Source organism: Streptomyces sp. NBC_00285 (genome assembly GCF_036174265.1).
Classification (GTDB): domain Bacteria; phylum Actinomycetota; class Actinomycetes; order Streptomycetales; family Streptomycetaceae; genus Streptomyces.
On the sequence record NZ_CP108055.1, the window covers coordinates 4,093,983 to 4,106,953 of the forward strand.

Genomic DNA, 12,971 nt, shown 5'->3' on the forward strand with positions numbered 1-12,971 from the left:
GTCAACCTACTCGCAAGTAGGAAAAGGTCAATGGGGCCGGCCGCTAGTCCGCGAGGCGCCGGGCCTCGCGGATGGTGTCGGCGAGCTGGCGTACCGCCTTGTCCTCGGTGGTGTCGGCCAAGTGGTCCGCGCGATTGGCCAGTTCACTCAGGGAGGGGCGGCCGGGGAGCCGACTCCCGCTGTCGCGCAGGGCGTCGGCGAAGTAGGCGGCTACCGCGTCCACCTGGAAGCGGGGGCTCGCGTCCCACAAAGAGCCGTCCAGGGTGTCCAGTTGTCCGGACTCCTCGTGCGGGGCGCGGGTTTTCGGGTCCTGCCAGCGAACGGTCGCGGTCGCGAGGTGGCCGTCGGCGCCGGGTCGGGTGCGGACCGCGTAGAGGGCGGTGACGGTGTGGCCGGGGCCGACCTCGCCGCCGTCCACGCGGTCGTCGCGGAAGTCGTCGTCGGCGACGCGGCGGTCGTCGTAGCCGATGAGGCGGAAGGAGGCCACGGTCTCGGGGTCGAAGGCGACCTGGGCCTTGGCGTCGCGGGCTGTGAGGTCGATGTTCTGCGGGAGCTGCTCGCAGAAGACCTTCTCGGCGTCGTCGGCGCCGGAGACGTAGACGGTGTGACCGTCGCCCTTGTCGGCGAGGCGTTCCATCAGGGCGTCGCCGTAGTCGCTGCCGACGCCGACGCCGAAGAGGGTGATGCCGTGTTCGCGGCGGGCGGTGTCGATGCGGTCGAGGATGGAGTCGGGGCTGGTGTCGCCGTCGTTGGCGAGGGCGTCGGAGATGAGGACCACACGGTTGGTGGCGCCCTTGCGCAGACCCTCGACGGCCGTCCGGTAGCCGGTCTCGACGCCCGCGGCGAGGTTGGTGGAGTACGTCGGTTCCAGACCGTCGATCGCCTCGTGGATCCGGCCGCGGTGACCGCCCAGACGGGTCATCGGCAGGACGGTCTCGGCCTGGTCGCTGAAGGTGACGACGGCGACCGAGTCGTCGTCGTGCAGGCGCTCCGTCATCGTGTCGAGGGACTGCTGGGCGAGGTCGAGGCGGCCGGGTTCGGCCATGGAGCCGGAGATGTCGATGACGAAGGTGAGGGCGGCGGGCCGGCGGTCGTCCGGGTCGGCCGGTGCACCCCTCGTGGCCAGGCCCACGCGCACCAGCGACCAGTCGTCCCGGTCGGTGCGGGCGCCGTCGACGGTGACCGTGAAGCCGTTGCCGTCGGGGCGGTCGTAGTCCTGGCGGAAGCTGTTGACGAATTCCTCGGGGCGGATCGTCGAGGGTGCCGGACGGCGGCCCTCGGCGAGAGTGCGGCGGGCGTAGCCGTAGGAGGCGGTGTCGACGTCGAGAGCGAAGGTGGAGAGGTAGTCGGGGGACGACGGGGCGGCGTGCTCGCCGCGGGACTCGTCGGAGTCCGTCTCGCCCTGTGGCTGGTTCGGGGCCGGGAAGCCCGAGTCGTACGAGCCGCCCTTCGACCCGTCCGCGCTGCTCTTGTCGCCGCCGTCGTCGCTTCCGCCGCAGCCGGTGAGCAGCAGACCACCCGCCAGTGTGAGCGCGAGTATCACCTGTCGTGTTCGCTGTCGTTCCATCGTCCGTACCCCCTGGGCCTGTTGACGTCGACATCTGTGACTGTGACGGCACCAGGGGGCGGAACGTGCGTTACGGAGCGTTGCGGATGGGTCTCGAAGGGGGCACGGCAGGGGGCCGTCGAGACCGGTGGGTGATCTTCCGTTGACCTAGGAGACGACGTCCTTGCGGGCGAAACCCCGGAAGGCCAGGGCAAACAGCACCAGGGCGAGCGTTACCGACAGGGAGGTGCCCTGGATCATGTCGGACCACTCCAGGCGGGGTTGGACGGCGTCCAGCCAGGCGTACTGCCAGTGCGAGGGGAGGAAGTCGCGCCAGTCGCCGAGGGCCGTCACCTGGTCGAGCACATTGCCGACGATGGTCAGGCCGACCGCACCGCCGACCGCACCGAGCGGGGCGTCCGTCCGGGTGGAGAGCCAGAACGCCAGGGCGGCGGTGACGAGTTGGGAGACGAAGATGTACGCCACGGTGATCAGCAGGCGTTGGGCCGCGGTGCCGGCTTCCAGTGAGCCGCCGGTGGGGAGTTGCAGCGGGCCCCAGCCGTACGCCACCGTGCCGGCCGCGAGGGCGACCAGCGGGAGCAGGAGCATCGCGGCCAGGCTGAGGGTGAGTCCGACGACGAGCTTGGACCACAGCAGCCGGGCCCGGGGTACGGGCGCGGCAAGCAGATAGCGCAGGGAGGACCAGCTGGCCTCCGAGGCGACCGTGTCCCCGCAGAACAGGGCCACGGGGACGATCAGCAGGAAGCCCGCGGAGGCGAAGAGGTTCACCGCGGCGAAGTTCGGCCCTGACAGGGTGGCCGTGTCCATCAGGTTGACCTGGTTGTTGCCGGGGTCCGGTCCGCCGCCCAGTTGGAAGGCGATCAGCAGGACGAAGGGCAGGGCGGCCAGGATGCCGAACATGATGAGTGTGCGGCGGCGCTTCAACTGCCGTACCAGCTCGACCCGGACGGGCAGGGTGCGGCCCGCGCGGTAGCCGTCGGCGACCTCCGCGCGCACGGTCGAGGTGCTGCTCATGCGGAGTCTCCGATCAGGGTGAGGAAGGCGTCTTCGAGGCGGCGGTGAGGGCCCACCGACGTGACGGGGACCTCCAGCCGGACGAGTTCGGCGACCAGGCGCTGTGCGCTGCCGTCCGCGTCGAGCCGTACGAGCAGGCCGTCTTCGGTGGTGATCGCCGACACCACGCCCGGCAGGGCCGCCACCTTCTCGGCCACGGGCTCCTCCACCGGTTCGGCCGTGCCGACCAGGAGGGTGTCGCCGGAGCCGACGATCTCGGCGACCGGGCCCGCCTGGACCAGTCGGCCGTGGTCCATGACCACGAGGTGGCTGCAGGTCTGCTCGACTTCGGCCAGCAGGTGGCTGGAGACGATGACCGTGCGGCCGGCCGCGGCGTAGCGGATCATCACCTCGCGCATCTCGCGGATCTGCGGCGGGTCGAGGCCGTTGGTCGGCTCGTCGAGGATGAGCAGGTCCGGCATGCCGAGCATGGCCTGGGCGATGGCCAGGCGCTGGCGCATGCCCTGCGAGTAGGTGCGGACCGCGCGGGCCAGGGCGTCACCGAGGCCGGCGATCTCCAGCGCCTCGTCCATGTGGGCGTCCGTGGGCGGGCGGCCGGTGGCCTGCCAGTACAGCTCCAGGTTCTCGCGGCCCGACAGGTGCGGGAGGAAACCCGCACCCTCGACGAACGCGCCGACCCGGGAGAGCACGGGGGCGCCCGGGGCGATCGCGTGACCGAAGACGCGGACCTCGCCGCCGTCCGGCTTGATCAGGCCCATCAGCATGCGCAGGGTGGTCGTCTTGCCCGCGCCGTTCGGGCCGAGCAGGCCGAGGACCTGGCCCTTCTCGACGCGGAAGGAGAGGTCACGGACCGCGTAACGGTCGGCGGACTTGGCGTACCGCTTGCTCAGGTCGGTTATCTGCAGCGGGACTTCGGCCAGTTCCGGGTCGGGGGCGGCGGGGGCCGTCGTACGGCGGCGGCCCGTGGCCACCAGGCCGAGGGCGAGCACCGCGCCGGACAGCGGCAGCCACCATACCCAGGCGGGCAGGGGGGCCCGGGTGTTCTTCTCGCTGAGGGCCGTCGGGACGTTCAGGTCGCCCTTCAGGGAGACGGTGTACGTGGCCGGGGTCGCCGGGGAGGCGTAGCCGAGGTCCGTGGAGGCGAGGACCAACTTGAGGCGGTGGCCGTCGTCGATATCGTGGTCGATCGCCGGGAGGGTGATCGTGACGTCCTTGCCTGCCTTCGCGCCCTCGACCCTGATCGGCTCGACGAGTTGGGAGGGCAGGGTCTGCCGGCCGTTCGCGCCGACGTCGTACACCTTGGCGAAGAGGACCGCGTCGTCGCTCGTCGACTTCACGTGCACGGTGACCGTGGGCGAGCCGGTGATCTGGAGGTCGCCCCTGACCGGGGCCGACTCGAAGGCGGCGAACTGGCCGGGGAAGTCGAGGGAGACGCCGACGCCGAGGGAGGAGAGCTGGGAGAGACCGCCTCCACCGAGGCCGGGGAGGGCCGAGACGGCGGGCGGGCTGGCGCCGGCCGGGTTGGCGAAGTCCTGTTCGCGGCCGGCCAGGGCGATCTTGCGGTCGTCGCTCTCCAGGCCGGGGTAGGTGTCGGCGGTGACGCCGGTGAGGCGGGGTTCGCCGTCGCTGGTACCGGTGCCGAGGGTGCGGGTGACGCGGAAGGCCGGGCCGGTGTCGGCGGCCTTGTCGTCCTGCAGATAGCGGTCGAACCAGTTCGCCACGCGGGACTGGACGCGGCTCGTCTCCATGTCGCCGCCGTCATGGCCGCCCGCGATCCAGTCGACGTCGACGGGGGCGCCGTTGGCGCGGATCGCCTTCGCCGCGGCGTCTGCCTGGTTCAGGGGGAAGAGGGAGTCCGTCTGGCCCTGGACGAGGAGCGTGGGGACCTTGATGTCCTTGGCGACGGCCGACGGGGACCGCTCCTCCAGCATCTGCTCGGCCTGGGCGTCCGGGGTGCCGGACTCGGCGACGCGCTCGTACATCGCGCAGATCTGCGGTTCGAACTTGGCGCAGCCGCCCGCACTGTTGACGAAGATGCCGGCCCAGAGCTTCTTGAACACGCCGTTCGGGAACAGGGCGTCCGAGAGGTTCCAGTAGGTGATCTCGGGGGCGATGGCGTCCACGCGGTGGTCGTGGCCGGCGGCGAGGAGGGAGATCGCGCCGCCGTAGCTCGCGCCGGTGACGCCGACTCGGGGGTCGCCGGGCTTGTCGAGCTGGACCTGGGGCTGCTTCGCCAGCCAGTCGATCAGCTTGCTGACGTCGGCGACCTCACCCTCGGGGTCGTTCAGGCCGACCTTGCCGGTCGATTCACCGAAGCCTCGGGCGGACCAGGTGAGGACCGCGTAGCCGTCCCGGGCCAGTTCCTGCGCCTGTTGGCGTACGTCGTTCTTGCTGCCGCCGAAGCCGTGGCCTATGAGGACCGCGGGGCGCTTCTCGGCGCCGCTCGTCGTGAAGTACGAGGTGTCGATGTGCACGCCGTCGATGGACATGACCTGGTCCGCGCGGTGCACCGGAGGGGGGTCGTCGGAGGCTGCGGCTGTCCATGTCCCGGCGGCTGCGGCGAGGACGACGGCGGAGGCCGTGGCGGCGATCCACCGTTTCGGCCTCCGGGGGCGTCGAAGATCCATGCTTCAACGGTACGGGGTGAAACTGTCGGGGACTTGTCGCCCGAGGGCTGAACTCGTCGCCATCCTGGGGGTGGAGGGGTTCTCGTTTCGTACAGCAGACGCGGTACGGCTATGAGCTCGGTTCATCGGCGATTTGGCCGTCTGCCGCGCCATCGTGGCTGGTCGCGCAGTTCCCCGCGCCCCCTTTCGCCCCTGCGGGGCGATCGGGGGCCGACTCCTGTGGAATTCAGAAATGGAGGAGGGGCCGTCCGCGGTGCGGGCGGCCCCTCCTCTCAGGCTCAGTGGTTGCGCGGGAAGCCCAGGTCTACGCCGGTGGGGCCGTCGGCCGGGTCGGGCCAGCGGGTGGTGACGACCTTGCCGCGGGTGTAGAAGTGCGTGCCGTCGTTACCGTAGATGTGGTGGTCGCCGAAGAGGCTGTCCTTCCAGCCGCCGAAGCTGTGGTAGCCGACGGGGACCGGGATCGGGACGTTCACGCCGACCATGCCGGCCTCGACCTCCAGCTGGAAGCGGCGGGCGGCGCCGCCGTCCCGGGTGAAGATCGCGGTGCCGTTGCCGAACGGGGAGGCGTTGATGAGGGCGATGCCCTCGTCGTAGCTGTCGACGCGCAGCACGGTCAGCACCGGGCCGAAGATCTCGTCCTGGTAGGCCTTGGCGGTGGTCGGCACCTTGTCCAGGAGCGAGATGCCGATCCAGTGGCCGTCCTCGAAGCCCTCGACGGTGAAGCCGGAGCCGTCCAGGACGACCTCGCAGCCCTCGGCCGCCGCGCCCGTGACGTAGGACGCCACCTTGTCGCGGTGCACCTTGGTGATGAGCGGGCCCATCTCGGAGGCCGGGTCGTTGCCGGGGCCGATCTTGATCTTCTCGGCGCGCTCGCGGATCTTCTCGACCAGCTCGTCGCCGATGGAGCCGACCGCGACGACGGCGGAGATCGCCATGCAGCGCTCGCCCGCGGAACCGTAGGCGGCGGAGACGGCCGCGTCGGCCGCCGCGTCCAGGTCGGCGTCCGGGAGGACCAGCATGTGGTTCTTGGCGCCGCCCAGGGCCTGGACGCGCTTGCCGTTCGCGGAGGCGGTGGTGTGGATGTAGCGGGCGATCGGGGTCGAGCCGACGAAGGAGACGGCCTTGACGTCCGGGTGCTCCAGGAGGCGGTCGACGGCCACCTTGTCGCCGTGGACGACGTTGAAGACACCGTCGGGCAGACCGGCCTCGGCGAGCAGTTCGGCGATCTTGAGGGAGGCCGACGGGTCCTTCTCGGACGGCTTCAGCACGAAGGTGTTGCCGGTCGCGATGGCGATCGGGAACATCCACATCGGGACCATCGCCGGGAAGTTGAACGGCGTGATGCCCGCGACGACACCGAGCGGCTGGCGGATCGAGGCGACGTCCACGCGGCTGGCGACCTCGGTCGACAGTTCGCCCTTCAGCTGCACGGTGATCCCGCACGCCAGGTCCACGATCTCCAGGCCGCGCGCGACCTCGCCGAGCGCGTCGGAGTGCACCTTGCCGTGCTCGGCGGTGATCAGCTCGGCGATCGCGTCCCGGTTCGCCTCCAGCAGCGCCCGGAAGCGGAACAGGATCGTGGTCCGCTTGGCGAGCGAGGAGGTGCCCCAGGTCTGGAACGCGTCCTTGGCGGCGGCGACCGCGGAGTCGACCTCGTCGACCGACGCGAACGGGACCTTCGTGGTGACCGCGCCGGTCGCCGGGTCAGTGACCGGCCCGTAGTTGCCCGACGCGCCCTCGACGGGCTTGCCGCCGATCCAGTGGTTGACGATCTTCGTCATGACCGAGTACTCCTTTTCACAGATGGCGGCGTCGGGTTGAGACGTGCCGTTCGTACAGCTCACGTGCCTTCACCGCGGAGGGTCGGGTCGCGGTCTCGGCCACAGGTACATCCCACCAGGCCTGCGCCGGAGGCGGGCCCGACACTGTGTCGGCCGTTTCGGTCTCGACGTAGACACATGTGGGAGTGTCGGCGGCCCGCGCCTCTTCGAGCGCGGCCCGCAGGTCTCGTACGGTCTTCGCGCGCAGCACGCGCATGCCGAGACTGGCCACATTGGCGGCCAGGTCCACGGGCAGCGGGGCGCCCGTGTAGGTGCCGTCGTCGGACTGGAAGCGGTACGCCGTGCCGAACCGCTCGCCGCCGACCGACTCGGAGAGGCCGCCGATGGAGGCGTAGCCGTGGTTCTGGATCAGGAGGAGCTTGATCGCTATGCCCTCCTGTACGGCCGTGACGATCTCCGTCGGCATCATCAGGTACGTTCCGTCGCCGACCAGCGCCCAGACGTTGCGGTCGGGAGCGGCCATCTTCACACCGATCGCGGCCGGGATCTCGTAGCCCATGCAGGAGTAGCCGTACTCCAGGTGGTACTGGTCCCTCGACCGGGCGCGCCACAGCTTGTGCAGGTCGCCGGGGAGGGAGCCGGCCGCGTTGATGATGATGTCCGACTCGTCGGCCAGGGCGTCCAGGGCGCCGAGGACCTGCGGCTGGGTCGGCCTGATGTCGGGCTCGTCGGCCTCGTAGCAGGCGTCGACGCGCTGTTCCCAGCGCTCCTTGTCGAGCGTGTACTCGTCGACGTAGGTGTCGGTGACCCGGTGGGCCTGCGGCCGCAGTGCCCCGGTGAGGTCCGTCAGGGCGCTGCGGGCGTCCGCGACCAGCGGCAGGCCGGCGAGCTTGTGGCCGTCGTAGGGGGCGATGTTGAGGTTGAGGAAGCGGACGCCCTGCTTTTCGAAGAGCGTGCCGGAGGCCGTCGTGAAGTCGGTGTACCGGGTGCCGACGCCGATCACCAGGTCGGCCTGGCGGGCCAGTTCGTTGGCGGTGGCGGTGCCGGTGTGGCCGACGGCGCCGACGTCCTGGGGGTGGTCGTGGCGCAGGGAGCCCTTGCCGGCCTGCGTGGAGGCGACGGGGATGCCGGTGCTCGCTGCGAACTCGGCGAGGGCCTCTTCGGCGCGGCTGTGGTGGACTCCGCCGCCGGCGACGAGCAGGGGCCGCTGGGCCGACCTGATCGCCCTTGCCGCTTCGGCGAGTTCGGCGGGATCGGCACCCGGGCGTCGTACGACCCAGGTGCGCTCGGCGAAGAACTCCTCGGGCCAGTCGTAAGCCTCGGCCTGCACGTCCTGCGGGAGGGCGAGGGTGACGGCGCCGGTCTCGACGGGGTCGGTGAGGACCCGCATGGCCTGCAACGCCGCCGGGATCAGGGCCTCCGGGCGCATGACGCGGTCGAAGTACCTCGACACCGGGCGCAGACAGTCATTGACGCTGATGTCGCCGGCGTACGGGACTTCGAGCTGCTGGAGGACCGGGTCGGCGACGCGGGTGGCGAAGATGTCGCCGGGGAGGAGCAGGACCGGGAGGTGGTTGACGGTCGCGAGGGCGGCGCCCGTGACGAGGTTGGTCGCGCCGGGGCCGATGGAGGTCGTCACGGCGTGCGCGGAGAGGCGGTTGGCCTGACGCGCGTAGCCCACGGCCGCGTGCACCATGGACTGTTCGTTGCGGCCCTGGTGGAAGGGCATGTCGTCGGCGTACTCGACGAGTGCCTGGCCGAGGCCTGCGACGTTCCCGTGGCCGAAGATGCCCCAGGTCGCGGAGATCGAACGCTGCCGTATGCCATCGCGTTCGGTGTACTGGGCGGCGAGGAAACGGACCAGCGCTTGCGCGACGGTCAGGCGGATCGTCATCGGTACCCCTCGGTGTGGTCCGGGTGGAAGCAGATCCGCCACTCCCGCGTCTCACCCGGCCCCGCCATGACGTTCAGGTAGTACATGTCGTGGCCGGGCTGGGCGATGGACGGGCCGTGCCATCCGTCGGGGACGAGGACGGCGTCGCCGGAGCGGACCTCGGCGAGGACGTCGGATCCGCCCTCACGGGAGGGAGATACGCGCTGATAGCCGAACCCGTTCGGGCCGTCGATCTCGAAGTAGTAGATCTCCTCCAACTCGGCTTCCACGCCGGGCCGGTTCTCGTCGTGCTTGTGCGGCGGGTACGAGGACCAGTTGCCGCCGGGGGTGATCACCTCGACGGCGATGAGCTTGTCGCAGTCGAAGGCGTCGGCGGAGGCGAAGTTGCGCACGTGCCGCAACTGGCTGCCGCTGCCGCGCTCTTCGACGGGGACCTCCGGCGCGGGGCCGTAGCGGGCGGGGAGTCGTCGCTCGCACTTCGCTCCTGCCAGGGCGAAGCGGCCTCCCGCGCCGGAGGCGATCGATGCCTGGGCGTCCCGGGGCACGTACGCGAAGTCGGAGACTCCGGCGAACACGCTTTCCCGGCCCAGGAGTTGGAACTCTTCGTCACCGGTGTGGACGGTACAGCCGCCTGCCAGCGGCAGGACGATCCACTCGCTGTCACCGGTGGTGAAGGTGTGCGTGCCGCCGGGCGCCAGCTCGACGACGCGCAGGCTGCTGTGGGTCCAGCCGGCCCGCTTGGGGTCGATGTCCACGGTGTACTGGGCTCCCGCGGAGCCACCCTTGGGGACGTACAGCTCGTTCTGTGTCATGCGGCGGCCCTCACAGCAGTCCTACGGCGGTGTCCACGGCGGCGGCCACGTCGCCGTCCGCCGGGTACAGCAGCGAACGGCCTACCACCAGGCCGCGCACGGTGGGGAGTTGCAGCGCGCCGCGCCACTTCTCGTACGCGCCGTCCTGGTCGTCGCCGACCTCGCCGCCCAGCAGGACCGCGGGCAGCGTGGAGGTCGCCATGACGTCGGCCATGTCGTCGGGGTTGTCGGTGACGGGCACCTTGAGCCAGGTGTAGGCCGAACTCCCGCCGAGTCCGGACGCGATGGCGATGGACCTGGTGACGGCTTCGGCGGAGAGGTCGTTCCTGACCTTGCCCTCGGTGGTGCGGCCGCTGATGAACGGCTCGACGAAGACGGGGAGCCGGCGGGCGGCCATGTCGTCGATCGCGCGGGCCGTGGACTCCATCGTGGTGAGGGAGCCCGGGTCGGCGTAGTCGATGCGCAGGAGCAGCTTGCCGGCGTCGAAGCCGAGGCGTTCGATGTCCTCGGGGCGGTGGCCGGTGAAGCGGTCGTCGAGTTCGAAGGCGGCGCCCTGGAGGCCGCCGCGGTTCATCGAGCCCATGACGACCTTGCCGTCGAGGGCGCCGAGCAGGAGCAGGTCGTCCAGGATGTCGGCGGTGGCGAGGACGCCGTCGACGCCGGGGCGGGAGAGCGCCAGGCAGAGGCGTTCGAGCAGGCTGACGCGGTTGGCCATGGCGAACTTGTCGGCGCCGACGCCGAGGGCCCCGCGGGCCGGGTGGTCGGCGGCGACGATCATCAGACGGCCGCTCGCGCCCAGGAGCGATCTGCGGGTACGGCGGGCCGCGGCCTCGGCGACGGCCTCGGGGCGTTCGGCGCGCAGGCGGACGAGTTCCGTGATGTCGACGGTCACTTGACGGCTCCTGCGGCGATCGCTGCTTCGATCTCGTCGGTCGTCGGCATCGCCGAGCTGCATTCCAGGCGGGAGGCGACGATGGCCCCGGCCGCGTTGGCGTGGCGCATGATCTTCTCCAGGTCCCAGCCGCTCAGCAGGCCGTGGCACAGGGAGCCGCCGAAGGCGTCGCCGGCGCCGAGACCGTTGAGGACGTTCACGGGCAGCGGCGGGACCTCCGCGGACTCACCCTTGCTGTTGACGGCGAGGACACCCTTGGGGCCCTGCTTGACGACGGCCAGTTCGACGCCGGCGTCCAGCAGTGCGCGGGCGGCGGCGTGCGGCTCGCGCACCCCGGTCGCGACCTCGACCTCGTCGAGGTTGCCGACGGCGACGGTGGTGTGGCGCAGGGCCTCTTCGTAGAAGGGGCGGGCCGCGGCCGGGTCGTTCCAGAACATCGGGCGCCAGTCCAGGTCGAAGACCGTGGTGCCGGCCTTCGCGCGGTGGGCGAGGGCCGCCAGGGTCGCCGTACGGCTGGGCTCCTCGCTCAGGCCGGTGCCGGTGACCCAGAAGACGCTCGCCTCGCGCAGGGCGTCGAGGTCGAGCTCGTGGGCGTCGATCTCCAGGTCGGGGGCCTTGGGCTGCCGGTAGAAGTACAGCGGGAAGTCGTCCGGGGGGAAGACCTCGCAGAAGGTGACCGGGGTCGGCAGGCCGGGGACCGGGGTGACCCAGCGGTCGTCCACGCCGAAGCCCTGGAGGGCCTCGTGCAGATAGGTGCCGAAGGGGTCGTCACCGGTGCGGGAGATCACCGCGGTCCGCCGTCCCAGGCGTGCCGCGGCGACCGCGACGTTCGTCGCCGATCCTCCGAGGAACTTGCCGAAGGACGTCACCTGCGGCAGCGGGACACCGGTCTGGAGTGGATACAGGTCCACACCGATCCGCCCCATGGTGATCAGGTCGTACGCCATCGACTTCCCTTCGTACCTGCGTCGGCTCTCCCGGCGTTTGTAGTCCCGGACAGCGAGCCCTGTCAATGTTTTGTCCAGACATTCTGACGAGAGCTTGACAGCGCTTGCTGTCCGAACGGAAGCTGACCGGCATGACGTCGTTGTCGCCTCAGCCCTCACTGTCCCGCATCCGGATCGGGTCGGCTCCCGACTCGTGGGGTGTGTGGTTCCCCGACGACCCCCAGCAGGTCCCCTGGCAGCGCTTCCTCGACGAGGTCGCGGATTCCGGTTACGAGTGGATCGAGCTGGGGCCGTACGGGTATCTGCCGACCGATCCCGCGGTCCTCACCGAAGAGGTGAACCGCCGGGGCCTCAAGGTGTCCGCGGGCACCGTATTCACCGGTCTCCACCACGGCGAGGCCGTGTGGGAGAAGACCTGGGCGCATGTCGCGGACAACGCGGTGCTCGCGCAGGCGATGGGGGCGAAGCACCTGGTCGTGATCCCGTCGTTCTGGCGGGACGACAAGACGGGTGCGGTACTGGAATCGGACACCCTGACGCCCGAGCAGTGGCGGAACCTGTCCTCGCTGACCGAGCGGCTCGGGCAGCGGGTGCGGGATGAGTACGGGCTGCAGATCGTCGTCCACCCGCATGCCGACACCCACATCGACAGCGAGGAGAACGTCGTCCGCTTCCTGGACGTCACGGACTCCTCACTCGTGTCGCTGTGCCTGGACACCGGCCACTACGCGTACTGCGGCGGCGACAGCGTCAAGCTGATCGAGACGTACGGGTCGCGGATCGGGTACCTGCACCTCAAGCAGGTGGACCCGGAGATCCTCGCGGACGTGCGCTCCAAGGGGACGCCGTTCGGGCCCGCCGTGGCCCAGGGCGTGATGTGCGAGCCGCCTTCGGGCGTGCCGGCGCTCGGGCCCGTCCTGGAGGCGGCCCAGAAGCTGGACGTGGATCTGTTCGCGATCGTCGAGCAGGACATGTACCCGTGCGAGCCGGACAAGCCGTTGCCGATCGCTCAGCGGACCCGGGCGTTCCTGAGGTCCTGCGGGGCGTAGCCCTTCGGCTGCGGGGGCGCGGGGTGGTCCGGCACGGAGCCCGAGCCGTCCACCCGCACCCGCTGCTCTCGCGCGCCCGGCGTCGCGAGGCAGGCCTCGGCGGTCCCGGTCGAGGCCTGCGGCGGCACCGATGGAGGGCCGGGCCGGCCCATGTCAACGCGCCGCGCCCGCACGCCCGCGTGCGCCATTGCGTCACCTCTGTCACAAACACCACCTCCGTGTCACACATGTCGCGTGTACGCGGGTTGCGCGTCACACCCGGTACACAGGCGCTGACCGAAGGTCACCGAGCGTCGTTCTCGGGGGCACAGGCTTTGTGATCGCCAGCGCAGCGCCCGGTACCCCCGACGGCCGTTCCCGGCCGCCGCCGCGGTGCGCGCGAGGAGGT

9 protein-coding genes are annotated in these 12,971 nt (G+C 70.8%); 1 reads left to right on the forward strand and 8 read right to left on the reverse strand.

Annotated elements, in window-relative coordinates:
* Positions 1 to 43: 43 nt before the first annotated feature.
* From OHT57_RS18925 to iolC, 8 genes are all read right to left on the reverse strand, one after another.
* Complete coding sequence (locus OHT57_RS18925) at positions 44 to 1,567, reverse strand: vWA domain-containing protein (RefSeq protein WP_328747614.1); 1,524 nt, start codon at positions 1,565 to 1,567, stop codon at positions 44 to 46.
* A 147-nt stretch (positions 1,568 to 1,714) separates the two neighbouring features.
* The gene (locus tag OHT57_RS18930) at positions 1,715 to 2,581 is read right to left on the reverse strand and encodes an ABC transporter permease (protein ID WP_328747615.1); all 867 of its coding nucleotides are present in this window, start codon (positions 2,579 to 2,581) and stop codon (positions 1,715 to 1,717) included.
* Positions 2,578 to 5,208 carry an alpha/beta fold hydrolase gene (locus tag OHT57_RS18935; RefSeq protein ID WP_328747616.1) on the reverse strand — a complete coding sequence of 877 codons (2,631 nt, stop codon included), beginning with the start codon at positions 5,206 to 5,208 and terminating at the stop codon, positions 2,578 to 2,580. Before OHT57_RS18935 ends, OHT57_RS18930 begins: the two co-directional genes overlap by 4 nt.
* A 278-nt stretch (positions 5,209 to 5,486) precedes the next feature.
* Positions 5,487 to 6,989: a CoA-acylating methylmalonate-semialdehyde dehydrogenase gene (gene mmsA / locus OHT57_RS18940; RefSeq protein WP_328747617.1), complete on the reverse strand. Its 1,503-nt coding sequence runs from the start codon at positions 6,987 to 6,989 to the stop codon at positions 5,487 to 5,489.
* A gap of 16 nt (positions 6,990 to 7,005) precedes the next feature.
* Entirely contained in the window at positions 7,006 to 8,883 is a 1,878-nt protein-coding gene (gene iolD / locus OHT57_RS18945; RefSeq protein WP_328747618.1) for a 3D-(3,5/4)-trihydroxycyclohexane-1,2-dione acylhydrolase (decyclizing), read from the reverse strand.
* Positions 8,880 to 9,695, reverse strand: a complete 816-nt coding sequence (gene iolB, locus OHT57_RS18950) for a 5-deoxy-glucuronate isomerase (RefSeq protein ID WP_328747619.1) — start codon at positions 9,693 to 9,695, stop codon at positions 8,880 to 8,882. Before iolB ends, iolD begins: the two co-directional genes overlap by 4 nt.
* 10 nt (positions 9,696 to 9,705) lie before the next feature.
* Positions 9,706 to 10,587 (reverse strand): Cgl0159 family (beta/alpha)8-fold protein, encoded by an 882-nt coding sequence (locus OHT57_RS18955; RefSeq protein ID WP_328747620.1) that lies wholly within the window; start codon positions 10,585 to 10,587, stop codon positions 9,706 to 9,708.
* On the reverse strand, positions 10,584 to 11,534 hold the full coding sequence (gene iolC / locus OHT57_RS18960; protein WP_328747621.1) for a 5-dehydro-2-deoxygluconokinase: 951 nt from the start codon (positions 11,532 to 11,534) through the stop codon (positions 10,584 to 10,586). The genes OHT57_RS18955 and iolC overlap by 4 nt, the downstream gene beginning before the upstream one ends.
* 131 nt (positions 11,535 to 11,665) lie before the next feature.
* Between iolC and OHT57_RS18965 the strand changes: the two genes are divergently transcribed.
* Positions 11,666 to 12,583, forward strand: a complete 918-nt coding sequence (locus OHT57_RS18965) for a sugar phosphate isomerase/epimerase family protein (protein ID WP_328747622.1) — start codon at positions 11,666 to 11,668, stop codon at positions 12,581 to 12,583.
* Positions 12,584 to 12,971 lie beyond the last annotated feature (388 nt).